General features: G+C 59.1%; 25 protein-coding genes. 14 read left to right on the top strand and 11 right to left on the bottom strand.

The features are described 5' to 3' along the window. Positions 1–4: 4 nt before the first annotated feature. Together PSPTO_RS02500 and PSPTO_RS02505 are read right to left on the bottom strand one after the other, a co-directional pair. The gene (locus tag PSPTO_RS02500; RefSeq protein WP_011103156.1) at positions 5–571 is read right to left on the bottom strand and encodes a PAAR domain-containing protein; all 567 of its coding nucleotides are present in this window, start codon (positions 569–571) and stop codon (positions 5–7) included. A 358-nt stretch (positions 572–929) separates the two neighbouring features. After that, complete coding sequence (locus PSPTO_RS02505) at positions 930–3,107, bottom strand: malate synthase G (RefSeq protein ID WP_005763731.1); 2,178 nt, start codon at positions 3,105–3,107, stop codon at positions 930–932. A gap of 322 nt (positions 3,108–3,429) precedes the next feature. Here PSPTO_RS02505 and PSPTO_RS02510 point away from each other — a divergent pair, with 322 nt between their 5' ends. Continuing rightward, positions 3,430–3,948, top strand: a complete 519-nt coding sequence (locus PSPTO_RS02510) for a glycine cleavage system protein R (protein ID WP_005763732.1) — start codon at positions 3,430–3,432, stop codon at positions 3,946–3,948. Between the two features lie 19 nt (positions 3,949–3,967). Here PSPTO_RS02510 and PSPTO_RS02515 read toward each other — a convergent pair whose 3' ends face one another. The 3 genes from PSPTO_RS02515 to PSPTO_RS02525 all read right to left on the bottom strand — a co-directional run bounded on the left by PSPTO_RS02515 (position 3,968) and on the right by PSPTO_RS02525 (position 6,617). Then, positions 3,968–4,270, bottom strand: a complete 303-nt coding sequence (locus PSPTO_RS02515; protein WP_003379963.1) for an XRE family transcriptional regulator — start codon at positions 4,268–4,270, stop codon at positions 3,968–3,970. Positions 4,271–4,629: 359 nt separating this feature from the next. After that, positions 4,630–5,517: an EamA family transporter RarD gene (gene rarD, locus PSPTO_RS02520; protein ID WP_005763735.1), complete on the bottom strand. Its 888-nt coding sequence runs from the start codon at positions 5,515–5,517 to the stop codon at positions 4,630–4,632. A gap of 125 nt (positions 5,518–5,642) precedes the next feature. Further along, positions 5,643–6,617: a serine/threonine protein kinase gene (locus PSPTO_RS02525; RefSeq protein ID WP_005763737.1), complete on the bottom strand. Its 975-nt coding sequence runs from the start codon at positions 6,615–6,617 to the stop codon at positions 5,643–5,645. A gap of 195 nt (positions 6,618–6,812) precedes the next feature. Here PSPTO_RS02525 and PSPTO_RS02530 point away from each other — a divergent pair, with 195 nt between their 5' ends. From PSPTO_RS02530 to PSPTO_RS02555, 6 genes are read left to right on the top strand one after another with little or no spacing between them, the layout of a single operon-like run. Next, positions 6,813–7,832 carry a LacI family DNA-binding transcriptional regulator gene (locus PSPTO_RS02530; RefSeq protein ID WP_005763739.1) on the top strand — a complete coding sequence of 340 codons (1,020 nt, stop codon included), beginning with the start codon at positions 6,813–6,815 and terminating at the stop codon, positions 7,830–7,832. After that, positions 7,816–8,817, top strand: a complete 1,002-nt coding sequence (locus PSPTO_RS02535; protein ID WP_005763742.1) for an ABC transporter substrate-binding protein — start codon at positions 7,816–7,818, stop codon at positions 8,815–8,817. The genes PSPTO_RS02530 and PSPTO_RS02535 overlap by 17 nt, the downstream gene beginning before the upstream one ends. Continuing rightward, a complete protein-coding gene (locus PSPTO_RS02540; RefSeq protein WP_005763744.1) occupies positions 8,817–9,686 on the top strand; it encodes an ABC transporter permease in 870 nt (289 codons plus the stop codon). Before PSPTO_RS02535 ends, PSPTO_RS02540 begins: the two co-directional genes overlap by 1 nt. Next, a complete protein-coding gene (locus PSPTO_RS02545; protein WP_007244499.1) occupies positions 9,683–10,477 on the top strand; it encodes an ABC transporter permease in 795 nt (264 codons plus the stop codon). Before PSPTO_RS02540 ends, PSPTO_RS02545 begins: the two co-directional genes overlap by 4 nt. Further along, a complete protein-coding gene (locus tag PSPTO_RS02550; RefSeq protein WP_011103158.1) occupies positions 10,474–11,517 on the top strand; it encodes an ABC transporter ATP-binding protein in 1,044 nt (347 codons plus the stop codon). Before PSPTO_RS02545 ends, PSPTO_RS02550 begins: the two co-directional genes overlap by 4 nt. Positions 11,518–11,541: 24 nt before the next feature. Then, positions 11,542–12,375 carry a phosphodiesterase gene (locus PSPTO_RS02555; protein ID WP_005763753.1) on the top strand — a complete coding sequence of 278 codons (834 nt, stop codon included), beginning with the start codon at positions 11,542–11,544 and terminating at the stop codon, positions 12,373–12,375. A 126-nt stretch (positions 12,376–12,501) separates the two neighbouring features. On the opposite strand, the gene PSPTO_RS02560 is transcribed toward PSPTO_RS02555, so the two are convergent. The 3 genes from PSPTO_RS02560 to PSPTO_RS02570 form a co-directional block, all read right to left on the bottom strand. Further along, positions 12,502–14,418 (bottom strand): PhoX family protein, encoded by a 1,917-nt coding sequence (locus PSPTO_RS02560; RefSeq protein WP_011103159.1) that lies wholly within the window; start codon positions 14,416–14,418, stop codon positions 12,502–12,504. Between the two features lie 81 nt (positions 14,419–14,499). Further along, positions 14,500–15,264 (bottom strand): TOBE domain-containing protein, encoded by a 765-nt coding sequence (locus tag PSPTO_RS02565; RefSeq protein ID WP_005763757.1) that lies wholly within the window; start codon positions 15,262–15,264, stop codon positions 14,500–14,502. A 191-nt stretch (positions 15,265–15,455) separates the two neighbouring features. Then, complete coding sequence (locus PSPTO_RS02570; RefSeq protein ID WP_005763760.1) at positions 15,456–16,190, bottom strand: ComF family protein; 735 nt, start codon at positions 16,188–16,190, stop codon at positions 15,456–15,458. Between the two features lie 90 nt (positions 16,191–16,280). On the opposite strand from PSPTO_RS02570, the gene bioB reads away from it, so the two are divergent. The 7 genes from bioB (at position 16,281) to PSPTO_RS02605 (ending at position 23,436) form a co-directional block, all read left to right on the top strand. Continuing rightward, entirely contained in the window at positions 16,281–17,339 is a 1,059-nt protein-coding gene (gene bioB / locus PSPTO_RS02575; protein ID WP_005763762.1) for a biotin synthase BioB, read from the top strand. 63 nt (positions 17,340–17,402) lie between these two features. Then, the gene (gene bioF, locus PSPTO_RS02580) at positions 17,403–18,593 is read left to right on the top strand and encodes an 8-amino-7-oxononanoate synthase (RefSeq protein WP_011103160.1); all 1,191 of its coding nucleotides are present in this window, start codon (positions 17,403–17,405) and stop codon (positions 18,591–18,593) included. Next, on the top strand, positions 18,586–19,317 hold the full coding sequence (locus PSPTO_RS02585; RefSeq protein ID WP_005763768.1) for an alpha/beta fold hydrolase: 732 nt from the start codon (positions 18,586–18,588) through the stop codon (positions 19,315–19,317). The genes bioF and PSPTO_RS02585 overlap by 8 nt, the downstream gene beginning before the upstream one ends. Next, entirely contained in the window at positions 19,310–20,119 is an 810-nt protein-coding gene (gene bioC, locus PSPTO_RS02590; RefSeq protein WP_011103161.1) for a malonyl-ACP O-methyltransferase BioC, read from the top strand. The genes PSPTO_RS02585 and bioC overlap by 8 nt, the downstream gene beginning before the upstream one ends. A gap of 31 nt (positions 20,120–20,150) precedes the next feature. Further along, a complete protein-coding gene (bioD, locus tag PSPTO_RS02595) occupies positions 20,151–20,831 on the top strand; it encodes a dethiobiotin synthase (protein ID WP_005763772.1) in 681 nt (226 codons plus the stop codon). A 154-nt stretch (positions 20,832–20,985) separates the two neighbouring features. Then, the gene (locus PSPTO_RS02600) at positions 20,986–21,282 is read left to right on the top strand and encodes a hypothetical protein (RefSeq protein ID WP_003382340.1); all 297 of its coding nucleotides are present in this window, start codon (positions 20,986–20,988) and stop codon (positions 21,280–21,282) included. A gap of 348 nt (positions 21,283–21,630) precedes the next feature. Further along, entirely contained in the window at positions 21,631–23,436 is a 1,806-nt protein-coding gene (locus PSPTO_RS02605) for a phenylacyl-CoA dehydrogenase (protein ID WP_011103162.1), read from the top strand. A 188-nt stretch (positions 23,437–23,624) separates the two neighbouring features. Here PSPTO_RS02605 and PSPTO_RS02610 read toward each other — a convergent pair whose 3' ends face one another. The 3 genes from PSPTO_RS02610 to PSPTO_RS02620 form a co-directional block, all read right to left on the bottom strand. Further along, positions 23,625–24,419, bottom strand: coding sequence for an ADP-ribosyltransferase (locus PSPTO_RS02610; RefSeq protein WP_011103163.1), 795 nt, complete (start codon positions 24,417–24,419; stop codon positions 23,625–23,627). Positions 24,420–24,671: 252 nt separating this feature from the next. After that, positions 24,672–25,286, bottom strand: coding sequence for a type III secretion system effector HopF2 (gene hopF2 / locus PSPTO_RS02615; RefSeq protein WP_011103164.1), 615 nt, complete (start codon positions 25,284–25,286; stop codon positions 24,672–24,674). A gap of 136 nt (positions 25,287–25,422) precedes the next feature. Next, a complete protein-coding gene (locus PSPTO_RS02620) occupies positions 25,423–25,818 on the bottom strand; it encodes a CesT family type III secretion system chaperone (RefSeq protein ID WP_011103165.1) in 396 nt (131 codons plus the stop codon). Between the last annotated feature and the right edge of the window lie 8 nt (positions 25,819–25,826).

The following is a 25,826-nucleotide window of genomic DNA, read 5'->3' on the forward strand; positions in this document are numbered from 1 at the left end:
TCAGTTACTCCATTACAGGCCAAGGGGCGGAGGCGGCAAACTGCAGGGTCGAGGGGCTTGAGCTGCCATGTTTGCGGCTGTGGCCGTGCTCATCGAGGGTGCCGCGAGCCGTGTATTGGTTATGTTCCAGCAGCACGTAATCCAGATGCCCAAGGCGATTGTGTTGGTGGGTGAGCATTTGAAAACGCTCGTCACACACGATTCGGTTTTGTCTGGAAGTCGACGAAGTGCAGGACTGAGCAAGTACGACGGGGGTATATGCCCGTTTCATTGGCGGGGTAACGGGTGTGGGTTCGGAAGAGAATTCTCTTTCGACCAGGAAAAAGTTCTGTTGGCAAGATACCAGTCGTGCACCGCAGGTTGTCAGGTCGCCTTCAAGCGCCAGTGGTTGGCCTTCTACGAGGTAGTCGTTCTGCCCGCTGATTATCTTGGTAGGGCCATGCAGCGGACAAATAACATCACACCCGACATGCGCCGTGGGGAACCCATCAATAATATGGCTTTCGGAGCCTGTCATGACGTGTCCTCCATGATCCGTCATATCACCTACAACAATTGCCAGTCGGTTCATGCAACTCTCCTTGAGCAGAACTGAAGTCATGGCCACTCTCAACGCTCATCAATTTAAACGGCGTTGTTTAAGGGGTATGACTTTTGTTAATTCAACAGGAAGAGAGATAGCACTGTGCGTCGTGCGCGGAAATACCTTGTGGTTACGTTTTTATAATTAAAGACTCGACTTACCTATATTGATCAGGCGTCTTACGCGGGGGGTGACTTTTTCCCACAAGCAGGATGAAGTTTGTTTTGCTTCGATGATGTATCGAGTTAGAAAGTATCTGGGTCGTTCAAACGAAAAAACGCGATGTTTACTCATCACCTTCCCGAAGAGGCAGCAAGCCGCCTCTCCGGTCCAATGACTGAAATCCTTACACCCGGTTTTTCGCCTTGAACTCGCGACGGCGGCGATGCAGCACCGGCTCGGTGTAGCCGTTGGGCTGTCGCGTGCCTTCTATGACCAGTTCGACGGCCGCCTGGAAGGCGATGTTGCTGTCGAAGTCTGGTGAAAGTGGGCGGTACAGCGGGTCGTTGGCGTTCTGGCGGTCCACGACAGGGGCCATGCGTTTGAGGCTTTCCAGTACCTGCGTTTCGGTGACGATGCCATGCCGCAGCCAGTTGGTCATGTGCTGGCTGGAGATGCGCAGCGTGGCGCGGTCTTCCATCAGGCCGATGTCGTTGATATCCGGGACTTTCGAGCAACCCACGCCCTGATCAATCCAGCGCACCACATAGCCAAGAATGCCCTGGGCGTTGTTGTCCAGTTCGTTCTGGACTTGTTCCGGTGTCCAGTCGGTGTTCAGCGCGAGCGGTATGGTCAGGATGTCATCCACCGAGGCCTGTTCGCGCTGGGCCAGTTCGGCCTGACGAGCGAACACATCCACCTTGTGATAGTGCAGAGCATGCAGCGCAGCCGCGGTGGGTGATGGCACCCAGGCGGTGTTTGCGCCTGCCAGCGGGTGGGCGATTTTCTGCTCCAGCATGGCGGCCATCAGATCGGGCATGGCCCACATACCCTTGCCGATCTGCGCACGACCTTGCAGGCCGCATTTCAGGCCGATATCGACGTTGGAGTTCTCGTAGGCCGAGATCCATTTTTCGGCTTTCATCTGCGCCTTGCGCACCACCGGGCCTGCTTCCATCGACGTGTGGATTTCGTCACCGGTGCGGTCCAGAAAGCCGGTGTTGATGAACACCACGCGCTCGCTTGCGGCCTGAATGCAGGCCTTGAGGTTGACCGTGGTACGGCGCTCCTCGTCCATGATGCCGACTTTCAGCGTGTTGCGCGGCAAGCCCAGTACCTGCTCGATACGCCCGAACAGCTCGTTGGTGAACGCGGCTTCCTGCGGCCCGTGCATCTTCGGTTTGACGATGTACATCGAGCCGCTGCGGCTGTTGCTGCGTGTGTTATTGCCGTTGAGGTTGTGGATCGCAGCGAGACTGGTCAGCAGGCCATCGAGAATGCCTTCTGGCACTTCGTTGCCATGCTTGTCGAGAATCGCGTCGATGGTCATCAGGTGGCCGACGTTGCGGATGAACAGCAACGAACGACCGTGCAGCGTGACTTCGCCACCTTGTGGCGTGGTGTAGACCCGGTCCGGGTTCATGGTGCGGGTGAAGGTTTCGCCGCCCTTGGACACCGATTCAACCAGATCACCTTTCATCAGGCCCAGCCAGTTGCGGTAAACGACCACTTTGTCGTCGGCATCGACGGCCGCGATGGAGTCTTCGCAGTCCATGATGGTCGTCAGCGCGGCTTCCATGACGATGTCTTTCACGCCTGCCGGATCGGTCTGGCCGACCGGGCTTGCAGCGTCGATCTGCAATTCGAAATGCAGACCGTTGTGCTTGAACAGCACGGCGAACGGTGCCGAGGCATCGCCTTGAAAACCGACCAGTTGTGCATCGTCGCGCAGGCCGGTGTTGCTGCCGCCCTTGAGGCTGATGACCAGTCTGCCGTCGATCAATTTGTAAGCAGTCGAGTCAACGTGCGAGCCTGCCGCCAGCGGCGCAGCCTGATCAAGAAAGGCGCGGGCGAAGGCGATGACTTTGTCGCCACGCACCTTGTTGTAGCCCTTGCCTTTTTCCGCGCCGCCTTCTTCGCTGATTGCATCGGTGCCGTAGAGCGCATCGTACAACGAGCCCCAGCGTGCATTCGATGCGTTGAGCGCGAAGCGTGCGTTCATCACCGGCACGACCAGTTGCGGGCCAGCCATGGTGGCAATTTCTTCGTCGACGTTTTGCGTGGTGATCTGAAAGTCCGCCGCTTCTGGCAGCAGATAGCCGATCTCCTGAAGGAAGGCTTTGTAAGCCGAGGCGTCGTGCGCCTGGCCAGCACGCGACTGGTGCCAGGCATCGATCTGCGCCTGCAATTCATCACGCTGGGCGAGCAGTGCCTTGTTCTTTGGCGCGAGGTCGTGGATCAGTTGGTCCGCACCGGCCCAGAATGCGCCCGCATCGACGCCGGTTCCGGGGGTTGCTTCGTTCTGCACGAAGTCGAACAGGACTCTGGCGACTTGCAGGTCACCGACTTGAACGTACTCAGTCATTGCACTTGCCTCACTCTGCTCAGCAGGGTCGAGCACACTCAGGGAGCGCTCTGTCATTGATCTTGGTTTTATGTAGTGATCGCTGTGGGATACTACATCAGCCGCAGTCGTGTGAAAACGTCGCTGGATATGTCATTAAACGACTGAATCCCAACGTCGGGTCACGCCGAGGGTCACGGTGCTTCCAGATTCGCTCAGGATTGTTCCATAAAGCCTGCCAGACGGTACACGATTTGCCACACATCAGGTGGGCTTCAAGCAGGCCTATACTCGTGCGAGCGTCGCAGTTTTCAAATCATCTTCATTGAAAGAGGAATTGACCGTGGATCATCTCGTCGTAACGCTGGTTGCCCCGGACAAACCGGGCCAGGTCGAACGCATTGCCCAATGCATCGCGGAGCACGGTGGCAATTGGCTGGAAAGCCGCATGTCACGCATGGCCGGGCAGTTTGCCGGGATCCTCAAGGTCGGCGTCGAGCCGCAGCAATACGACGACCTGATCAAGGCGCTGAACGCACTGTCAGCCTATGGTATTCGTATGCTGCTGGCCGACAGCGCAGTAGAGACGAGCGACACGACCCAACTGATCAGCATGAAACTGGTCGGCAACGACCGCCCCGGCATCGTGCGCGACATCACCCGATTGCTGGCCGGACAGGGCGTCAACGTCGAACACCTGATCACCGACGTCACTCCGGCCCCCATGAGCAGCGAACTGCTGTTCCACGCCGATGCAGTGCTGGGCGTGCCAGTGGGTTTATCGCTGGATGATCTGCAGGCCGGGCTTGAGACACTGGCTGATGATCTGATGGTGGAGTTGGTGTTGGGTGGTGAGGAGTGATTCCTGAAACTGATTGTGCTCAGGCGCGTTTGGCTTCTTGCTCCGGGACCAGCCTGACCTCTACCCGTTGACCCAGTGCCCTTGCAGCGCTGGCCAGCGTTGCAAGGGTCATCCCCGGATCATTCTGATCCAGAGCGCGGTCTACTGCGGTTCGGCTTGTGTGCATACGCTCGGCGAGAGCCTTTTTGGTAACCTTCTGCTGTTTCATGACCTCGGCGATCTGCCAGGAAATAACCCGTTTGAGTGCCGCGGCAGACACCTCCTCCGCAAAGCCTTGCTCGGCAAGAAAGTCATCGAAGTCAGAGCCAATGTGCTGGTTCATTATTTGTTCCTTTTGAGTGCTGCTTTGCGCTGTCTGCCCTTTGTTCATCTCGTTAAAGGATCTTGGCGATCAAATCCCATCAGGCCTTTATAGACTTGAAGTGTACCAAAAAATGTGCACTCCTTAAGCGCTCTTTGAGTATACCCAGGTTATCCAAGTTAACCGTGCACCTGCCTGTGGATAACCTGGGGGAATAGCCCTGCGCGCCCCGCCTGCCGTGGCTTGGCGGATACTGATCAAAAAACCAACAGTTTCAAGGGCTTGTGCACAGATAAGGTCAGTCTGCCTGTGGATAACCCTTGGAGAACTTCTTGCAGGCCACGGGGGGCGTGGTCTGCATAAATTTGTGTGTTTTTTGATCAGCGGCGGCCGCGGGATTTTAGCCAGATATCCACACTGTAGACAGCCAGCCCCGCCCAGATGAAGGCGAAGGTGATGATGGTGCTGGTGGTCAGGTGTTCGCCGTACAGCAGAACGGCCAGCAGCAGGACCAGAGTGGGTGCAATGTATTGCAGGAAACCCAGTGTCGTGAACGGCAGATGGCGAGCGGCGGCGTTGAAGCACACCAGCGGTATCAGCGTCACCGGGCCTGCCGCAGCGAGCCAGATGGCCTGGGTGGTGGTCCAGAATTCTGCCTGTGCGGTGACGGCCGTCGGGTTGAGCGTTAGCCAGATCAGGGCCAGCGGCACCAGCATCCAGGTTTCCACGACCAAGCCGGGCAGGGCGGCGACCGGGGCTTTTTTGCGGATCAGGCCGTAGAAAGCGAACGTCAGTGCGAGCGCCAGTGATATCCACGGCAGGCTGCCAACGTGCCAGACCTGCTGCGCGACGCCCGTTGCAGCCAGAACGACTGCGACCCATTGCAGACGCCTGAGCCGTTCGCCCAGCAGCAACATGCCCAGCAACACGTTGACCAGCGGGTTGATGTAGTACCCAAGGCTTGCCTCAAGCATGCGGCCGTTGTTCACGGCCCACACGTAGACGATCCAGTTGGCGGCAATCAGGGTGCCGCTCAGCGCGAGCACGGCCAGCCGTTGCGGGTTGTTGCGCAGGTCACGCCACCAGCCGGGGTGTTTCCAGAACATCAGCACGATCAAGCCGAAGAGCGCCGACCACAGCGCACGATGGATGATGATCTCGATGGCTGGAACGGCGGCAATGGCTTTGAAATACAGGGGGAACAGGCCCCAGATGGTGTAAGCACTCAGGCCCAGAATGTATCCGCGGCGTGGATTGGCAGCTTGCATGGAGCGTCCCTTTTAATGCAGAAATTTCCGGTTTTATTGTGGGGTGATGCGGTTGATGGTTTTGATCGTACTCACGCTGGAGCGTCGCACGATAACCGGGGTTATCGTGCCTCACGTTCTACAAATCAAAACAGTTTCAGCGGCTCTTCATTCAGTGCGGCCATCTGCTCGCGCAGGGCCAGGATGTGGTCGCCCCAGTAACGCTCGGTGCCGAACCACGGGAAACTGTGGGGGAAGGCAGGGTCATCCCAGCGGCGGGCCAGCCAGGCGCTGTAATGCATCAGGCGCAAGGCACGCAGCGGTTCGATGAGGGCCAGTTCGCGTGAGTCGAAATCGTGAAACTCGTTGTAACCGTCCATCAATTCGGAGAGCTGGCCGAGGCGTTCCTGGCGGTCGCCGGCGAGCATCATCCAGATATCCTGGACCGCTGGACCAAGACGGCAATCGTCCAGGTCGACGATGTGGAACATTTCGTCGCGGCACATCATATTGCCGGGGTGACAGTCGCCGTGCATGCGGATGTTGGTGTGCGGTGTGGCAGCGTAAACGTCCTCTACGCGCTTGAGCAGATCGCGGGCCACCGACTCGTAGGCCGGTAACAGGCTGCGCGGAATGCAGTTGTTTTCCAGCAGGTAATTGACCGAGTCATTGCCGAAGTTCTTCACGCCCAGCGCTTCGCGATGTGCGAACGGTTTGGTCGAGCCGACCGCATGGATACGCCCCAGCAACTGACCCAGGCGATACAACTGATCAAGATTGCCCGGCTCCGGCGCGCGTCCGCCCCTGCGCGGGAATAGCGTGAAACGAAAGCCGGCGTGCTCGAACAGGGTTTCGCCGTTGTGCACCATGGGCGCGACCACGGGCACTTCGACGTCCACCAGTTCGAACGTGAAGCTGTGCTCTTCGAGAATGGCCTCGTTGGTCCAGCGCTGCGGGCGATAGAACTTGGCGATCAGCGGCTGACCGTCTTCGATACCGACCTGATAAACGCGGTTTTCGTAGCTGTTGAGTGCCAGGATGCGGGCATCGCTGAGAAAACCGATGCTTTCGACGGCATCGAGAACCAGATCGGGAGTAAGTGTTGCAAACGGGTGAGCCATGACTACTCCTGCGCGCAGCAGGTTGCCGCGTCGGACCGCTGATGGTAACGCAGACCGGTCCCGGTTCGCCAAACCCCTGATGTTTAAAGTGCCCAAGGGTCGAGTTGTCACCAAACGGTCATCACCCGGACGCGGTTTAGCCATGTTCGCCACATAGATTTGCTGCCAATGAGATCGATCTCAAAGCGAGCCGCCATGACCGATTTGAAAGATGTTGCACGCCTGGCCGGCGTTTCCCGAGCCACCGCTGCACGCGCGTTCGCAAGCCCCAAGGTGGTACGTATCGAGACCCGTGAGCGCGTGTTCGCCGCTGCCCGTGAACTGGGTTTTCGACCCAACCGGTTGGGCAGGCAGTTACGCTTGCAAACCACCAATCTGATTGGCGTCATCGTGCCAAACCTGCTCAACCCGGTGTTTGCCGAGCAGTTTCAGGCCATGGAACGGGCGGCCCGTGCGCGAGGCTACAACCTGTTGCTGGCGACCACCGACTACAGCGCCGAACGTGAAAGCGCCGTGGTTGAAGAGCTGCTGCGCCAGCGGGTCGACGGGTTGGTGCTGACGGTGACGGACGCCGAGCATAACCGTGTGCTGGAGAGTCTGGTCAGTGAGGACACGCCGTTCGTGCTGGCTTATCACCAGACCGACAATGAGGATTACAGCGCCGTGTCTGTGGATAACCGCGCAGGCATGGCACTGGCGACACAGTACCTGATCGATGCCGGCCACCAGCGTATTGCCATGGTTGCCGGCCCGGTCATGCAGTCCGACCGCGCCCGCCTGCGTTACGAAGGCTACCGCGATGCCATGAACGAGCGTGGGCTTGAGGCGCGGCCAGTGATCGAAATGCCGGCACATACCAACGCCGAGTTTGCCGCGCTCGAACCCTTGCTGCGCGGCCCGAACGCACCCAGCGCGTTGGTCTGCTCCAACGATTTGCTGGCCATCAGCCTGATTGCCGAATTGCGCCGCCATGGCTGGGGCGTGCCCGAACGCCTGTCGGTCATCGGCTTTGACGGCATTGCGCTGGGCACTCAGATGCACCCCACGCTGTGCAGTGTGGTTCAGCCCATCGCCGAACTGGCGCACACCGTCATCGAACAATTGCTGGCCCGGATTGCCGGCGCCGCAGCGGCTTCTCATTGTCTGCCGTGCCATATCCGGCCCGGTGAAAGCACCCAGCCCTACCAGGAGATGCTTCATGTTCAGCCTCAGTAAAACCCTCGCGGCGCTGCTGTTATGCAGTGCGGCCAGCCTCGCCCAGGCCGCCGAAACCGCCATCTGCTACAACTGCCCGCCTGAATGGGCCGACTGGGGTACTCAGCTCAAGGCGATTGCCGACAGCACCAGCGTGCAAGTGCCGCTGGACAACAAGAACTCCGGGCAGGCGCTGGCGCAGATCGTTGCCGAGCAGGCGGCACCGGTCGCCGACGTGGTGTATTACGGCGTGACCTTCGGCCTGCAAGCGCAAAAAGCGGGTGTGGTCGACACCTACAAACCCAAACACTGGGACGACATTCCGGCAGGCCTGAAAGACCCGCAGGGGCACTGGTTCGCCATTCATTCGGGCACCCTCGGCATCATGGTCAACGTCGATGCACTGGGCGGTCTGCCCGTGCCGCAGAGCTGGGCAGATTTGCTCAAGCCTGAGTACAAGGGCATGGTCGGTTACCTTGATCCCTCCAGCGCGTTCGTCGGCTACGTTTCCGCCGTGGCAATCAATCAGGCCATGGGCGGCTCGCTGGACAACTTCGGCCCGGCCATCGACTACTTCCAGAAACTGGCGAAGAACTCGCCCATCGTGCCCAAGCAAACTGCCTACGCTCGCGCACTGTCAGGCGAGCTGCCGATTCTGGTCGACTATGACTTCAACGCCTATCGCGCCCGCTACAAGGACAAGGCCAACGTCGCCTTCGTGATTCCGAAGGAGGGCACCATCGGCGTTCCCTACGTGATGAGCATGGTTGCCAAAGCGCCGCACCGCGCCAATGCCGAGAAGGTGCTGGATTTCGTCCTGTCTGACGCGGGCCAGGCGCTGTGGGCCAAGGCTTATCTGCGTCCGGTGCGTTCGAAGATGCCTGCCGACGTGGCCGCACAGTTCCTGCCCGACAGTGACTACGCACGTGCCGGTGTGGTGGATTACCAGCGCATGGCCGCCGTGCAGGAAGCCTTCGCCGCACGTTATCTGCGAGAGGTGAAGTAATGCCAGCCTCGCCGGAACACGCGCTGGCTCTGCGCAAGGACGGGTTTTTCAGGCTGCGGCTGCGCCCGACCGCTGCGGTGGCGCTGGCCCCGGCGATGGCGGTATTGCTGGCTTTCTGGCTGCTGCCGTTGACCCATCTGATCCTGCTCGGTGCGCAAGGCACCGATGGCAATGGCAGCGGCTACTGGCAGGTATTGAGCAGTGCTCAGTACCTGGGCAGTCTGGCGCAGACTTGTCTGCTGGCGCTGGTGGTGACGCTTGTGGCGTTGCTGATCGGCGGCATCAGCGGTGTGTTTCTGGCCCGTAATCATTTTTTTGGGCGCTCTGCGCTGGTGGCACTGCTGACCTTTCCGCTGGCATTTCCCGGCGTGGTGGTCGGTTTTCTGGTGATTCTGCTGGCCGGTCGGCAAGGCATCTTCGCTGCACTCGGTCTGCAACTGGCGGGGGAGCGCTGGGTGTTTGCCTACTCGCTCATCGGTCTGTTCATCGGCTACCTGTACTTTTCGATACCGCGCGTGATCCTCACCGTCATGGCCGCTTGCGAAAGCCTGGACCGCAGCCTTGAAGAAGCCGCGCATTCATTGGGTGCCGGTCACTGGCGGGTGGTGTGCGATGTGATCGTGCCGGGCCTGGCACCGGCTTTGGTGTCCTGCGGGGCGATCTGTTTCGCGACGTCGATGGGCGCATTCGGCACGGCGTTCACGCTGGGTACTCGGCTGAACGTCACGCCGGTGGCGATCTACAACGTATTCACCAATTACGCCAACTTCACCGTGGCCGCGGCGCTGTCGGTGATCCTCGGCCTGGTGACCTGGGCGGTGCTGTTGCTGGCCCGGCGCATGGTCGGAAAATCGGGAGTTGCCCTGTGAAACGCTCTCCGTTGTTTGCTGCGCAATTGGCGTTCACGCTGTTGGTCTGCGCGTTCATGCTGGTGCCGGTGGTGCTGTCGCTGCTGGCCGGCGTGACCCGCAATTATTTTCTGGGCCTGTCGAGCGGTTTGACCTTCGACTGGCTGGTACAGGTCTGGCAGGGCTATTCGCCGACCGTCTGGCTGTCGCTGCAATTGGCGGTGGCCTGCGCGATCTGCGTGTGCCTGGTCGGCGTTCCGGCGGCGTATGCGCTGGTACGCATGAACAATCGCTTCAGCCGTGCATTTGAAGAGCTGATGGTGCTGCCGGTCGCCATGCCTGGCCTTGCCAGCGCGCTGGCGTTATTGCTGACCTACGGCCAGTTCGGCAGCTTTCGCAGCAGTTGGCTGTTCATTCTGGTGGGCCACGTGCTGTTCACGTTGCCGTTTCTGGTGCGCCCGGTGATGGCGGTCATGCAGCGTCAGCAGTTGCCGGTGCTCGAGGAGGCCGCGGCCAGTCTTGGGGCCGGGCCGATCAAGCGTTTTTTCAGCGTGGTGGTGCCGAACTGCCGGGCCGGGATTCTGGCCGGTGTGTTGATGGTTGTGACCCTGTCGCTGGGTGAATTCAACCTGACCTGGATGCTCCACACGCCGATGACCAAGACCCTGCCGGTCGGCCTGGCCGACAGTTATGCCTCGGCCCGGCTGGAAGTCGCCAGCGCCTACACCCTTCTTTTTCTGTTGCTGATTGTGCCGCTGCTGATTGCGTTGCAGGCCATCAGCGCGCGTCTTGCCCGTGGAGAGAGCCGATGAGCGGAACCACCATTCGCCTGAAAGGCTGCCGCAAGGCATTTGCCGACGGCACCGTTGCTGTACAGGATTTGCACCTGACCATCGAACCCGGCGAAACGCTGGCGATTCTCGGGCCGTCCGGTTGTGGCAAGACCACCACGTTGCGCCTGATTGCCGGGCTTGAGCGGCCGGACGTCGGGCAGGTGCTGTTCGACGATCAGGACGTCACGCGCCTGCCCATCGAGCGGCGTGACGTGGGCATGGTGTTTCAGAACTATGCGTTGTTTCCCAATCTCGATGTGGCCGGGAATATCGTCTACGGTCTGAAGATTCGCGGCCTGTCGGCTGCCGAGTGCAACAAGCGTTGTGACGAGTTGCTGGAACTGGTCGGCCTGACCGGTCACGGCAATCGTCGCGTCAACGAGCTGTCTGGGGGGCAACGTCAACGGGTTGCGCTGGCCCGTGCACTGGCGCCGCGCCCTCGGGTGCTGTTGCTCGACGAGCCGTTGGCCGCACTGGACGCGCAGTTGCGCGAGCGCTTGCGCAGCGAGCTGGATCAGCTCCTGCGCGGGCTGGGCATCACCTCGGTTTTCGTGACTCATGATCAGGGCGAAGCGATGGCCTTGGGCGACCGGATTCTGGTGATGGAAAAAGGCTGCGTGTCGCAGTTGGCGACGCCACGGGAAATCTATCAGCGGCCCGCCAATGCTTTTGTCGCAGGGTTTGTCGGCAATCTGAATGCGTTCAGTGTGGTTGCGCGCACCTCGTCGGGCCTCACGGTCAGCGGCGGCGAGTTGCCGTGGAATGGCGCAGACATGCCGGGCACGGTGTATTGCCGTCCTGAGCACCTGCGTTTGGTGCCGGGGCATGGCCATCTTCAGAGCCATCTTCAGGGTCGTCTGGTCGGGCAGTTTTTTCAGGGCGCGCAAAGCCGCTTGCTGGTCGATGTCGGCGGCCCGCAGCCGCTGTTGGTCGACAGCACCGACAACGTGATTTACCCCGCCAACGCCGCCATTGGCCTGAGTGTCGAGCCGCAACAACTGTTCACCCTGCATTCGTGAAGTCGTTTCCGTAGAGAGTTTATTTTGAATCGTCCGTTTCTTATTGCCCAGATCAGCGACCTGCACCTCAAAGCCGACGGGCGCCTGACCTATGGCGTGGTCGACACGCTGGGCGCGTTACGCCGCGCCGTTGCCCACATCAATGCCAGCAAGCAGCGCCCCGACATCGTGGTCATCAGTGGTGATCTGGTGGACTTCGGCCGCGAGGATGAATATGCCGTGCTCAAGCCAGAGCTGGAGCGCTTGCAGATGCCGTTTTATCTGGTGCCCGGCAATCATGATGATCGCGAAAACCTGCTGGCTGCGTTCGCCGATCAGGTGTATTTGCCTTTGGCGGCCAGCGGGCCTCTGGACTGGGTGGTGGAACAGTATCCGCTGCGCCTGATCGGCATGGATACGACCATCCCCGGCGAACATGGCGGGCGGCTGGATTACTGCCAGCTGGACTGGCTGAACGCACAATTGTCGCGCCGCCCTGATGTGCCGACGGTGATTGTTCTGCACCATCCGCCGTTCATCACCGGCATCGGCCACATGGACCGCGAACCGTTCGGCAATGCTTCAGCACTGGAGCGGGTGATTGCTCAGCATCCGCAAGTGGAGCGTTTACTGTGCGGGCATTTGCATCGACCGATGCAGCGGCGTTTTGGTGGCAGTGTGGCGAGCATCTGTCCCGGCACCTCGCATCAGATCGTGCTGGACCTCGACGAAGCCGCCCCCGCTCATTTCAACCTGGAACCGGCCGGCTACGTGCTGCACCGCTGGGACCCGGAGCAAGGGCTGGTCAGCCATAACGCCGTGTTCGGGGACTATGAAGGGCCGTACCCGTTTTATGATGAGGGTGGGTTGATTGATTGATCTGATCGCTCCCACGCTCTGCGTGGTAGCGCTGTTCTGGACGCTCTGCGTCCTGTTCTGAAGATGACGCAGAGCGTCACGAACTGCATGCCCACGCCGAGCGCGGGCACGATCAGAGCTACTCGATCAGGCGCCGATCACGCCGCCGTCTTCGCGGGTGATCACCATCACCGATGAGCGCGGTTTGCCGTTAGGCAAATGCTCGGGGAAGGTGGAACCGCCGTTTTCGCCAGGGTGCTGAATGCCGATGAACATCGTCTTGTAGTCCGGCGCAAAACTGATGCCGGTGATTTCGCAACCGACCGGGCCGACCAGAAAGCGGCGAATCTCGCCGCTGGCAGGGTCTGCGCAAAGCATCTGGTTGTTGCCCATGCCCGCGAAGTCGCCCTTGTTGCTGGAGTCGCCGTCGGTCTGAATCCACAAACGACCGGCTTCATCGAAGCTCAGGCCGTCCGGGCTGTTGAACATGTTCTGCGCGTTGATATTGCTCGACCCGGCCTGCGGCGTACCGGCATGCACGGCCGGGTTGCCCGCGACCACAAACAGGTCCCAGTCGAACGCCATGGCCGACGCATTGCTGCCTTCTTCGCTCCAGCGCAGAATCTGCCCGTACTGGTTCTTGGCACGTGGATTCGGTCCACCTACCGGCTGACCTTCGTCGCCACGTTTGATGTTGTTGGTCAGCGTGCAATACACCTGGCCGTCCTTGGGGCTCACCACTATCCATTCCGGGCGGTCCATGCGTGTGGCTTTTACGACACTGGCAGCCAGGCGCGCATGAATCAGCACTTCTGCCTGATTATTGAAACTGGCAGCGGCGTCCAGGCCATTCTTGCCGTGGGTCAGTTCGATCCACTGGCCTTTGCCTTTCGGGTGATCCGGGTTGCTGTCGCCCGCGTCGAACTGCGCCACGTATAAGGTGCCGTGGTCCAGCAGGTCGCGGTTGGCTTTGGGGTTCTGGTGATCGATCTTGTCGCGGCTGATGAACTTGTAGATGAACTCGCCACGCTCGTCATCGCCCATGTACACCACGGCGCGCCCGCCCTTGGTCTGGGTGAACGCCGCGTTCTCATGCTTGAAGCGCCCGAGCGCCGTGCGCTTGACCGGCGTGGACTTGGGGTCGAACGGGTCGATCTCCACTACCCAGCCGTGGCGGTTCACTTCGTTGGGGTTTTTCGCAACGTCGAAACGCGGGTCGTGCGGGTGCCAGTTGATCTCCTTGCTGGCGGCGACGACGCCGTAGCGCTTCATGCCCGCATCGAATTTCTGCTCCGGGTTGCTGCTGCCGAAGCAATCGGTGAAGTTCTCCTCACAGGTCAGGTAAGTGCCCCACGGCGTCTGGCCGCTGGAGCAGTTCTGGAAAGTCCCCAGCGCATGGGTGCCGCCCTTGTCGGCGTCGGTCTTGAGCCAGTCGTGACCGGCAGCCGGGCCGCTCAGCTTGATTGGCGTGTTGCCATGCACGCGACGGTTGTAGCGTGAGTCCTGGACGAACTGCCATTTGCCTTGCTTCTGCTGGACTTCGATTACCGACACGCCTTCGGCGGCGAGTGCCTTCTGCACCTCTTCGGCCGATTGCGGCTCTTTGCCGTGATCGAAGAGGTAGCGGTAATTGGTGTATTCGTTGTTGATCGCCATCAGCGCGCGGTCTTTGTGACCCGGCATCGGGAACAGGCACATACCGTCGTTGTTGTCGCCGAACTGCACTTCCTGAGCCTGGGCGGTGCCCTTGCCGCTCGGGTCGAACGCCGGGCCATTGGCTTGCAATGGTTGGCCCCAACTGATCAGCACGGAAGACGTATACCCTTTTGGCAAACTGATGCTGTCGGCCGTGGCGGTGGGGATGCTCTCGAAACCCAGCAATGCGCCGGACGCTGCACTGACGCTGTTTGCCAGTACCGTGCGGCTCAGGATGTTGCCGCCCAGGAACATCGCTGCGCCACACAGTGCGCCCGCGCTGATGAAGCCCCGACGGGTAAGACCGGCCCTGCTTGCGCCGACCATGTTTTCCAGATCGGTGGTTTGATTTTCTTCTAATAGTTTCATCATCACGGCTCCCTCGAATATGGCAGCCACCTTAGTGCGCGCATATGACGGAATTGTGTCGCGGTGATGACTTCCCGGCGCTTACGTCGGTATACCCAGCAGCACGAACGAGGCCGCGAATCCTGCCTGCACGGTAACGCCGGTTTTCAACTGCTGAGCCTGCAGGTGTGCAGGTGTCGCCAGGGCGCACAATGTCAGGCCGCTCGGGAGTTTGATGCGCACTTCGCTTGGGCCATCGTCGGCGTCGATCACGCTCTCGATCTGCCCGACCAAGCAATTGTTTCCATTTGTTACTTCGACGTGTTGCGCATGCAGTTCCAGCCAGCCGGCCTTGATCAGCGCCACCGCGTCGGTGCCCACTTCCAGGCCTAAATCCCGCGTGCTGTCGTGGGTCACTTGCGCTTCGATGAACACCTCATCGGCCAATTGCAGGCGAACCTGGTCATGATGACCCTGACGGGTGATGGCCGCGATGCGCCCCAGCAACTGGTTGCGTGCACTGGTGCGTAGGGTCAGGCGATTGAGCAGGTCCAGGTCGCTGCTGTTTTCGGCCGTTTCCAGCACCTGAGCCTGCAAGGCCTGCACCCGCTGATAGAGACGCAGCACCCGTTCGCCCTCGACCGACAGTTTGGCGCCACCACCACCGCGCCCACCGACACTGCGTTCTACCAACGGCTTTTGCGCCAGATTGTTCAGCTCATCAATGGCGTCCCAGGCCGCCTTGTAACTCAAACCTGCGCTTTTCGCCGCGCGGGTGATCGAGCCCTGTTCGGCAATGTGCTGCAACAGCGCAATGCGTTGCGGGCGGCGGACCATGTGTTGCGTGAGTGACGGGGGCAGGGACATGGTGATCCGGGGTGGCTGGAGAGGAGCGGGCAGTATGATCGTTCTTGTGTGTGGCGTCGAAAGCCGGACGCGGAGCGTGGGAGCGATGAACGTTTTGAGATGACCATCGTGCCAATGCTCCGCGTTGGCATGCCTTTCGTGACGCTCTGCGTCACCATTCTGCATTAAAAGCGTCTGAGCATATGGCCCAATCAATCCCCCGGCTTGGGCGTCCGCGCCAGGCAATAGACGTCCACGCGCCGGGCGCCCGCGCTGTTCAATAATCGAGCAATGACCTCTGCCGTCGAGCCGGTGGTCAATACGTCATCGACCAACGCCAGGTGTTTGCCGTGCACCCAATCGGGATCAATCAATGCGAATGCGCCGCGCAGGTTGCGTTTGCGCGCTTTGGCGTCGAGACCCTGTTGTGCTGCGGTTTCTCGGCTGCGTACTACATGCTGTTCATCGACAGGCAGTTGCAACTGTTTGCCCAGCCATCCGGCCAGCATTCCCGCCTGGTTGTAACCGCGCTGGCGCAAGCGTTTGTTGGCCAGCGGCACCGGCAGCAGGTAGTCCGGACGCGGCAGGCCTTCATCGAAGCGGTGTTGCAGAAACTGGCCGCACAGCTCAGCGAGCAGCCGCCCCATGGGCCATTTGCGGTTGTGTTTGAAGCGCGTAATCAGGCTGTCTATCGGAAACTCATACAGCCACGGCGCAACCACTTGGGCAAAGGCCGGAGGACGTTTGCTGCATTGCCCGCAGCTCAGGCCGAAGACCGGCAAGGGCAGCGCGCAGTATTCGCACTGCTCGCCAAGCCAAGGCAACTCGGCTTCGCAGGGCACGCAGATGGGCGCTGGGACCTCGCTGCGCTCATCGCACAATAAGCAGGTTTGTTTGTTTTTTAACCAGATGTAAACCTGGCGATCATAGCTGGGTTGACAGCGCATGGCTCTTCCTTAAATATGCCCGACATCCGTGTAGCGCCTGTGGTCTTTTCCGCCCTCGCGCATTGCCCAGAAACACCAAGGAGCCGCCCGATGAGCGCCAGCACCACCGCCACTTTGCGTCACGACTGGACTTTAGCCGAGGTCAGGGCGCTGTTTGTACAGCCATTCAATGACCTGCTGTTTCAGGCGCAAACGTTGCACCGCGCTCACTTCGATGCCAACCGCGTCCAGGTTTCTACCCTGCTGTCGATCAAGACCGGTGCCTGCCCGGAAGACTGCAAGTACTGCCCGCAGTCCGGTCACTACAACACCGGCCTTGAGAAAGAAAAGCTGCTTGAAGTGCAGAAGGTCCTCGAAGAAGCTGCGCGCGCCAAATCCATCGGTTCGACCCGCTTTTGCATGGGCGCGGCCTGGAAGCATCCTTCCGCCAAGGACATGCCTTATGTACTGGAGATGGTCAAAGGTGTGAAAGCCATGGGCCTGGAAACCTGCATGACCCTGGGGCGTCTCGATCAGGAACAGACCGAAGCGCTGGCCACCGCCGGGCTGGATTACTACAACCACAATCTGGACACCTCGCCGGAGTTCTACGGCAGCATCATCACCACCCGCACCTATGGCGAGCGCCTGCAAACGCTGGCCTATGTGCGCGATGCCGGCATGAAAATCTGCTCCGGCGGCATTCTGGGCATGGGCGAGTCGCTCGACGACCGCGCCGGGCTGCTGATTCAACTGGCAAACCTGCCAGAGCACCCGGAATCGGTGCCCATCAACATGCTGGTCAAGGTGGCCGGTACGCCGCTGGAAAACGCCGAAGACGTGGACCCGTTCGACTTCATCCGCATGCTGGCGGTCGCGCGTATTCTGATGCCGCAATCCCACGTGCGTCTGTCCGCCGGGCGCGAAGCGATGAACGAGCAAATGCAGGCGCTGGCGTTCTTCGCCGGTGCCAACTCGATTTTCTACGGCGACAAGCTGCTGACCACCGCCAACCCGCAAGCCGACAAGGACATGCTGTTGTTCTCGCGCCTGGGTATCAAGCCTGAAGCGGGCGAAGGCCATGCCGACGAAGTGCATCAGGCCGCCATCGAACAGGCGCTGGTCGAACAGCAAAGCAGCGCCATGTTCTACGACGCCGCCTCTGCCTGATGCCTTGAGCGGGCCGGACGTTTTGGCCCGCTTTGAATCGCCACATTCCGGACCGGGGCCTGCATGTCTTTCGATCTCCGCACGCGCCTTGATGCCCGTCGCACCGCACACCTCTATCGCCAGCGCCCACTGCTGCAAAGCCCGCAAGGCCCGCATGTCATTGTTGATGGTCAGCCATTGCTGGCGTTCTGTAACAACGACTACATGGGCCTGGCCAACCATCCCGAAGTGATCGCGGCCTGGCAGGCAGGTGCCGAGCGCTGGGGCGTGGGCGGCGGGGCATCGCATCTGGTGATCGGCCACAGCACGCCGCACCATGAACTGGAAGAAGCGTTGGCCGAATTGACCGGACGTCCGCGAGCGCTGTTGTTCTCCAACGGTTACATGGCCAACCTCGGTGCGGTCACAGCCCTGGTCGGGCAGGGCGACACGGTGCTGGAAGACCGCCTCAATCACGCTTCGCTGCTGGACGCCGGTTTGCTCAGCGGCGCACGCTTTTCCCGCTATCTGCACAACGACGCCGGCAGTTTGAACGCGCGTCTGGAAAAAGCCGTGGGCGATACGCTGGTGGTGACAGACGGCGTGTTCAGCATGGACGGCGATATCGCTGACTTGCCCGCGCTGGCGCAGGCTGCCAAGGCCAAGGGCGCCTGGCTGATGGTCGACGATGCCCATGGCTTCGGGCCGCTGGGTGCCAATGGCGCAGGTATCGTCGAGCATTTCGGCCTGAGCATGGAGGATGTGCCGGTGTTGGTCGGCACCCTCGGCAAATCGTTCGGCACCTCCGGGGCATTCGTGGCGGGCAGCGAAGAATTGATCGAAACCCTGATCCAGTTCGCCCGTCCGTACATCTACACCACCAGCCAGCCACCTGCGCTGGCCTGCGCCACGCTGAAAAGCCTGCAATTGTTGCGCAGCGAGCATTGGCGTCGTGAGCATCTGGCGAGTTTGATCGGCCAGTTTCGTCGCGGCGCCGAGCAGCTCGGTCTGCAATTGATGGACAGCTTCACGCCGATCCAGCCGATCATGATCGGCGATGCCGGGCGCGCATTGCGTCTGTCGCAGTTGCTCCGTGAGCGCGGCTTGCTGGTGACGGCGATTCGTCCGCCGACCGTGCCTGCGGGCAGCGCTCGTTTACGCGTGACGTTGTCTGCTGCGCACAGCGAGGCTGACGTGCAGCTATTATTGGAAGCTCTGGAGCAGTGCTACCCGCTGCTGGATGCAAGTGAATCCACGGAGCCCGTCCATGCGTGATCGTCTGATTCTACTGCCGGGCTGGGGCCTGGGTGTTTCTCCGCTGGAGCCGCTCGCGGCTGCATTGCGTGGGCTTGATGAGCACCTGCGGGTCGAGATCGAGCCGTTGCCGGACATCGACAGCTGCGAGGTGCCGGACTGGCTCGACGAACTGGACGCCAACCTGCCGGACAACGCCTGGCTAGGCGGCTGGTCGCTGGGCGGCATGCTTGCCGCCGAGCTGGCAGCACGGCGCGGTGAAGGCTGCTGCGGGTTGCTGACCCTGGCCAGCAACGCCTGTTTCGTCACCCAGGGCGGGTGGCCGAATGCGATGCCCGCGCAGGATTTCGATGCGTTTCTGGCAGGTTGTTCGGTGGATCCCGACGCGACGCTCAAGCGCTTCAGTCTGTTGTGCACACAAGGCGCGCAAGACCCACGTGGTCTGGCACGCCTGCTCAAGGCCGGCGCGCCGCACAGCTCTAAAACCGCGCTGGTCGACGGGCTGAAAATACTTCAGCAACTCGATACGCGCAGTGCGCTGCAAACCTATCGCGGCCCGCAACTGCACCTGTTCGCCGGGCTTGATGCTTTCGTGCCAGCCGAGGCTGCAGGTGATCTGCTGGCCGTGTTGCCGGATGTCGAGGTGGGCCTGATCGAACAGGCCAGCCATGCGTTTTTGCTGGAAAACCCACACGCAGTGGCGGCCGCGATCCAGGCCTTTCTACATGAGTCTGGCGATGACTGACCTTTCACATCCCAAGCCGCCCTCGGTATTGCCTGACAAGCGCCAGGTTGCAGCATCGTTTTCCCGAGCGGCAGGCAGTTACGACAGCGTGGCCGAGTTGCAGCGCAGTGTCGGCAGCGAACTGCTGTCTCGTCTGCCTGCCGGGTTCACGCCTTCGCCCTGGCTGGATCTGGGGTGCGGCACCGGCTATTTCAGTCGTGCGCTGGCCCGGACATTCAGCCAAAGCGAAGGCATCGCGCTGGACATCGCCGAAGGCATGTTGCGCCATGCGCAGCCGTTGGGCGGCGCGCAGCATTTTGTCGCTGGTGACGCCGAGCGCTTGCCGTTGCGCGACGAGCGCTGCGAGCTGATTTTCTCCAGCCTCGCCGTGCAGTGGTGCGCCGACTTTGCGGCAGTGCTTAGCGAAGCTCATCGCGTATTGTCGCCGGGCGGCGTGTTTGCCTTCGCCAGCCTGTGCGTCGGCACGCTGTACGAATTGCGTGACAGTTGGCGTGCCGTTGACGGCCAGGTGCATGTGAATCGCTTTCGTCACGAAGATGACTACCGCCAGTTGTGCGCGGCCAGCGGCCTGCGGGTGCGCAGCCTTGAAGTGCGTCCGCAGGTGCTGCATTACCCGGACGTGCGCAGCCTGACCCATGAGTTGAAGGCGCTCGGTGCCCACAACCTTAACCCTGGGCGGCACAACGGCCTGACCGGGCGCGAGCGGATTCTGGGCATGGTCCAGGCCTACGAAGGTTTTCGTCAGCCAGCCGGGCTGCCTGCCACGTATCAAGTGGTTTATGCAGTGCTTGAAAAAGCCTGATGGCTTCACGTTATAAGGAAAGATGGTCGAGATGAGCGCAGCCTATTTCATTACCGGAACCGACACCGACGCCGGCAAGACCACCGTGGCTGCCGGCCTCTTGCATGCCGCCCGCTTGAAGGGTCTGAGCACAGCGGCAGGCAAGCCTGTGGCTTCCGGCTGCGTGATGACGGCGGAGGGGTTGCGCAACTCCGATGCGCTGGCGTTGCAGACTGAATGTTCCATCGAGCTGGATTACGATGAGGTCAATCCACTGGCATTCGCCCCCGCCATTGCTCCACATCTGGCGGCGCTTGAAGCAGGCGTTACGCTGACTGTCGATTCACTGCTGCAACCGATGCGGCACATTCTGAACAAACAGGCGGATTTCACCTTGATCGAAGGTGCAGGCGGCTGGCGCGTGCCATTGGCCGGGGAACATAATTTGTCCGACCTGGCCATTGCCTTGGGGTTGCCGGTGATTCTGGTGGTGGGCGTGCGCCTGGGCTGTATCAATCATGCCGTATTGACCGCCGAGGCTATCGCTCGGGACGGTCTGCACCTGGCGGGCTGGGTGGCCAACGTTATCGACGCACAAACCTCTCGGCTGGAGGAAAACCTCGCCACGCTGCGCGAGCGTTTGCCTGCCCCCTGTTTGGGGCGCGTGCCACGGCTGAGCGAGGCGAGCGCCGAAAATGTGGCGCATTATCTCGACGTGCAGCTGTTGAACTGACAGCGTCCGTATCTTGCTGAAAGGCAAGGGTGTTCAGGTTTTATCAAGACTCAGTCTATGGCACGGCCTTGTGCCATTAGTCTGTTTGTCGGGTATTCAGCTGTAAATACTGGTTCAATGGCACGTGTTCGTTTTTTGAACTGAGGATCGGCTTATGCAAATCACCATGAACAACACCCTTTATCCAGGTCTGAGCGCCATGCAGGTCGGGCAAGGCCGTGTCGATCAGGCGGCTACCCAGATCGCCAGCTCCAACATCGAAGTGTCGGGCAGAAGCCAGTCTTCGGACTTTCAGCTCGAAAACCTGCGTTCTGTCGATCGCAGCCAGCGTTCGGATCTGTCCTCCAACATTGTCGAACTCAATGCTGGCAAGAACCAGATTGAAGCCGGTGTTGCGGTTCAGAAAGCCAGCGACGAAGCGCTCGGCACATTGATCGACACCTACGCCTGATACGGGGTTTCTGAAAGTCCTGTGTAACGCTCACGCCGTGCCTGACCTGTACGGCGTCGTCTGCTGAATTTCCCCGCATCACGCTTTTGTATCGTCCCTGCAACGCCTCCATCCTTTACTAAAATTTTGCTTACGCTTTTCTTCGCGTCGTGCGCCTGTGCGTGCGCGGTTGATAAAGCAACGTGGACGAATGGTGCGTGCTTCGCTATTGACAAGGTTTGGGCGTAAACGTATGTTTCAAACACCTGTTTGACCGCAAGGCATGTGAGATTGTCTGGTGCTTGAAGCCATGCTTTCAGCGACCGCCCGGTCATTCGTTCCAGGATTCATCAGCAGAGGTTTATCGCTATGCCTGACTACAAGGCCCCCTTGCGTGATATTCGTTTCGTCCGTGACGAGCTGCTCGGTTACGAAGCGCACTATCAGAGTCTGCCAGCCTGTCACGACGCCACTCCGGACATGGTCGACGCCATTCTTGAAGAGGGTGCCAAGTTCTGCGAGCAGGTGCTTGCGCCGCTGAACCGTGTTGGCGATACCGAGGGTTGCACCTGGAGCGAGTCGGGCGTGAAGACGCCGTCCGGTTTCAAGCAAGCCTACAAGCAGTTCGTCGAAGGTGGCTGGCCGAGCCTTGCGCATGACGTCGCGCACGGCGGTCAGGGCTTGCCTGAGTCGCTGGGCCTGGCAGTCAGCGAGATGGTCGGCGAAGCCAACTGGTCGTGGGGCATGTACCCAGGCCTGTCGCATGGTGCGATGAACACCATCTCCGAGCACGGCACGCCCGAGCAGCAGGACGCGTACCTGACCAAGCTGGTCTCCGGCGAATGGACCGGCACCATGTGCCTGACCGAATCCCACTGCGGTACCGACCTGGGCATGTTGCGCACCAAGGCCGAACCTCAGGCTGACGGCACCTACAAGGTGACCGGCACCAAGATCTTCATTTCTGCTGGCGAACACGACATGGCCGATAACATCGTCCACATCGTGCTGGCCCGCCTGCCGGATGCACCGGCTGGCACCAAAGGCATTTCGCTGTTCATCGTGCCCAAGTTCCTCTCGGCTGCCGACGGCGGTGTGGGCGAGCGCAACGCGGTGAACTGCGGCTCGATCGAACACAAGATGGGCATTCACGGCAACGCCACGTGCGTGATGAACTTCGACGGCGCTACCGGCTACCTGATCGGCCCGCCGAACAAGGGCCTGAACTGCATGTTCACGTTCATGAACACAGCGCGTCTGGGCACTGCACTGCAAGGTCTGGCGCATGCCGAGGTCGCGTTTCAGGGCGGTCTGAAATACGCCCGGGACCGTCTGCAGATGCGTTCGCTGACTGGCCCTAAGGCGCCGGAAAAAGCAGCTGACCCGATCATCGTTCACCCTGACGTGCGCCGTATGCTGCTGACCATGAAGGCCTTCGCTGAAGGCACTCGGGCCATGGTGTACTTCACCGCCAAACAGGTCGATATCGTCAAGTACAGCGAAGACCCGGAGCAGAAGAAGTCCGCCGACGCGCTGCTGGCGTTCATGACACCGATTGCCAAGGCTTTCATGACCGAAGTGGGTTTTGAAGCTGCCAACCACGGCGTGCAGATCTACGGCGGTCATGGCTTTATCGCCGAGTGGGGCATGGAGCAGAACGTTCGCGACAGCCGCATTTCGATGCTGTACGAAGGCACCACCGGTATCCAGGCCCTCGACCTGCTGGGCCGTAAAGTGCTGATGACCCAGGGTGAAGCGTTGAAGGGCTTCACCAAGATTGTCCACAAGTTCTGCCAGAGCAATGAAGGTAACGAAGGCGTTCAGGAATTCGTTACACCATTGGCTGCATTGAACAAGGAATGGGGCGAGCTGACCCTGAAAGTCGGCATGGCCGCGATTAAGGACCGTGAAGAAGTCGGTGCTGCTTCGGTGGATTACATCATGTATTCCGGTTATGCCTGCCTGGCTTATTTCTGGGCCGACATGGCGCGTCTGGCTGCTGAAAAACTGGCAGCCGGTACGGCTGACGAAGCGTTTTACCGTGCCAAGATCCAGACGGCGCGCTTCTACTTCCAGCGCATCCTGCCGCGCACCCGCACCCACGTTGCCGCCATCCTGTCGGGCGCTGGCAACCTGATGGACATGAAAGAAGAGGACTTCGGCCTGGCTTACTAAGCCCTGCATTAGTCATGGAAACCGCCTGATCACTGATCAGGCGGTTTTTTTATGGATGCGTTTTGGCGGATGACGACGGAACATGCGATTTTCTGTGTTTGACGTAATTTATCGCTGGCAGGCCAGACTCGCTTTCATCAATCGCGTCTGGCGCATCGCACATTTTTCGTACGGCCTCCTTCATGGACTCAAATCTGACTTAATACAAATAAATGCTTTCCTTCGGAAAGAGCGGATGCATGTTCAATGACGAACTCACTCATCATGGGTAGCATGATTTCTTCCTCTGAGGGCGCTTGGGAAGATCCCGAAATGTCGGCGCCTCTTTTTAGGCTTATCTGGAAAGCTATGTTGTTTGGCGTGCCTGGCTCAAACACCTGGGCACTGTCCTTTATTCGAGTTGTACTCATGAAAGCGGGCTCTACGTACCGGCCGCCCGTATCGAATAGATGGTAGAGCCGAGCAATGGTATCTAAATCACCGCGAATGCCTCTATAAACCGTTCCTCTAAAAGCGGCGACATCCATTAAACGATTAAGCGCAGATGAAAGCATTTTTATGTGAGGCGATAGCTTTTCGTCGTGATTATCAATTTCAGCTTCTCGCCCAGAATTCTCATGTTGAAGTCGAAGATAATTATTGACCTCTCGGTACAGCGGCGTTCCTATTTCCCCCCTTACGAGGTGACTAGAATAGTCTTGAGCGGTATGCATATAAATGGCAGAACATTCCTCCGGATAGACATCCCTGTATTCAGGATGCTCAGCCCTGAAGTGCTTGTCAGAAAACTTATCCATCAAATCGTCTATTGACAGACCAAAACACTGCGCATCCACATGTAGCCTGGCAGCAAAACGGTAAAAATCATGCCGATCCTGTCCAGTAGAATAATGCCTTTCGGAACAAGCCTGGCGAGATACGCCCACGTCGGGAGTCAACAATCGCTCCGAGCCTGATACAGGCAGTTGTCGATTTATATTCATGGCGCTACTATTAGGTTGTTGATTATGAAAGTCATATCTATCACCGTTGTTATGTGCGTGATTGAGTTGGTTTTGTCCAGGTTAAATGCTCATGGCCTTTTATATTAAAAGGCCATGCACATTGAATATGCCCACTTTTCTGTCGATGCAGAGTAACCCGCTATTTGCATGCATAAAGTGGATATGAGTCTGTGACGCTGCGTTTGCGACACGCTTGAGATGCTCATCTACAGTTTAGACGAGCACCGATATTCAGACCCTTTCGACCGGCACTTTCTGTCCTTTGGGCAATGTGACAATCAGAGCTTGTGATGTTTCCCCATCGTCAGCTACAGACGAAGCGTCGGCATAGACCTTGCCACCCCTTTCGAGAAAATCTCCCAGTCGCATTTTGACAGAGACCTGATTATCACTCATGTGATCATAAGCTCTAATTCCGTCTCGCGCTAGCGAGCCAGTCATTACGTTCAGTGATGGAACTCCTAGATCGGTGGCTTTTATTCTTTTCGGAACGTACGCCCTTGCTTCGTGTGGTTGGGCACCTGTATGGCTGGCAAAACGATTGGGGCGCAGTTCTTCATGCATAAGGATACTCGCCATGGATTGTGGATTGCCCGCGAGTTTATCGTTTTTTATATAGCGACTATCCGTCGTTCTGAAAAGCTCGGTATCATGGTCAAGTCCCATTACTCTCATTGGATCATGCATGTTCAGAAACTGCTCTCTCTGACTATGCGAAAGCTGATGAATGGATGTCAGTGTATCTCCACCAACATGAGTGGATGTAGAGGGAGCTGAAGTTATTCGTTGTGTATGGGATGGGCTATACACATGACGTGAGCCCGAGGTGCCGCAAATATTACCTATAATGGTTTCCTCTTTTTAAAAACTGCAGATTGCTTCTTTTATGCCCGACGCTCTGGTGTATGTACAGTGCCCATGTAATATTGATGCATTTATGTGACATTACCAGAGTTCACAAGGCTAAAAAACTTCCTCGCTACTATTTGAGTTTTAGTGTTTTTCTGATTTCACCTGCCACGCCTATAAGCTCCTCAAATATCCTGCGCATTTGCACGTTGTCTACCTCAATCAAGGGGGTGCGTGTATGCAATACACCATTTTTCTCCTTCGTCATTCCGAAGGTCAGGAAAGGTTTTCTAAGGCTAAAGTTGTTCAGCTGGAGCGCGTAGTTTAATGTGTCAATACTGCTATCTTGAAATGTCCCAACGTCAGCGGTGAAATATACCCAGCGAAATTCGTCTTGGTATACTTTTACGTTCATACCACTTTGAAACTCAAAGCAATAGACTTCATCGATATGTTTCTTGTCAGGCAAGGGCGGCATGTTGTAGTCCTTAGCCAGCCCTTCCACAAGCAGGTCAAATGCGTTTTTCATAATGCATC

Origin of the sequence: Pseudomonas syringae pv. tomato str. DC3000, assembly GCF_000007805.1 — a bacterium.
GTDB lineage: Bacteria > Pseudomonadota > Gammaproteobacteria > Pseudomonadales > Pseudomonadaceae > Aquipseudomonas > Aquipseudomonas avellanae.

Coding starts and splice junctions, on each gene's coding strand:
- PSPTO_RS02500 (WP_011103156.1), bottom strand. CDS start 571: ATGAACCGACTGGCAATTGTTGTAGGTGATATGACGGATCATGGAGGA.
- bioC (WP_011103161.1), top strand. CDS start 19,310: ATGACTGACCTTTCACATCCCAAGCCGCCCTCGGTATTGCCTGACAAG.
- PSPTO_RS02565 (WP_005763757.1), bottom strand. CDS start 15,264: ATGTCCCTGCCCCCGTCACTCACGCAACACATGGTCCGCCGCCCGCAA.
- PSPTO_RS02620 (WP_011103165.1), bottom strand. CDS start 25,818: ATGAAAAACGCATTTGACCTGCTTGTGGAAGGGCTGGCTAAGGACTAC.
- PSPTO_RS02600 (WP_003382340.1), top strand. CDS start 20,986: ATGCAAATCACCATGAACAACACCCTTTATCCAGGTCTGAGCGCCATG.
- PSPTO_RS02515 (WP_003379963.1), bottom strand. CDS start 4,270: ATGAACCAGCACATTGGCTCTGACTTCGATGACTTTCTTGCCGAGCAA.
- PSPTO_RS02585 (WP_005763768.1), top strand. CDS start 18,586: ATGCGTGATCGTCTGATTCTACTGCCGGGCTGGGGCCTGGGTGTTTCT.
- PSPTO_RS02505 (WP_005763731.1), bottom strand. CDS start 3,107: ATGACTGAGTACGTTCAAGTCGGTGACCTGCAAGTCGCCAGAGTCCTG.
- PSPTO_RS02530 (WP_005763739.1), top strand. CDS start 6,813: ATGACCGATTTGAAAGATGTTGCACGCCTGGCCGGCGTTTCCCGAGCC.
- bioB (WP_005763762.1), top strand. CDS start 16,281: ATGAGCGCCAGCACCACCGCCACTTTGCGTCACGACTGGACTTTAGCC.
- PSPTO_RS02550 (WP_011103158.1), top strand. CDS start 10,474: ATGAGCGGAACCACCATTCGCCTGAAAGGCTGCCGCAAGGCATTTGCC.
- bioD (WP_005763772.1), top strand. CDS start 20,151: ATGAGCGCAGCCTATTTCATTACCGGAACCGACACCGACGCCGGCAAG.
- PSPTO_RS02610 (WP_011103163.1), bottom strand. CDS start 24,419: ATGAATATAAATCGACAACTGCCTGTATCAGGCTCGGAGCGATTGTTG.
- bioF (WP_011103160.1), top strand. CDS start 17,403: ATGTCTTTCGATCTCCGCACGCGCCTTGATGCCCGTCGCACCGCACAC.
- PSPTO_RS02605 (WP_011103162.1), top strand. CDS start 21,631: ATGCCTGACTACAAGGCCCCCTTGCGTGATATTCGTTTCGTCCGTGAC.
- PSPTO_RS02560 (WP_011103159.1), bottom strand. CDS start 14,418: ATGAAACTATTAGAAGAAAATCAAACCACCGATCTGGAAAACATGGTC.
- rarD (WP_005763735.1), bottom strand. CDS start 5,517: ATGCAAGCTGCCAATCCACGCCGCGGATACATTCTGGGCCTGAGTGCT.
- PSPTO_RS02570 (WP_005763760.1), bottom strand. CDS start 16,190: ATGCGCTGTCAACCCAGCTATGATCGCCAGGTTTACATCTGGTTAAAA.
- PSPTO_RS02540 (WP_005763744.1), top strand. CDS start 8,817: ATGCCAGCCTCGCCGGAACACGCGCTGGCTCTGCGCAAGGACGGGTTT.
- PSPTO_RS02535 (WP_005763742.1), top strand. CDS start 7,816: ATGTTCAGCCTCAGTAAAACCCTCGCGGCGCTGCTGTTATGCAGTGCG.
- PSPTO_RS02525 (WP_005763737.1), bottom strand. CDS start 6,617: ATGGCTCACCCGTTTGCAACACTTACTCCCGATCTGGTTCTCGATGCC.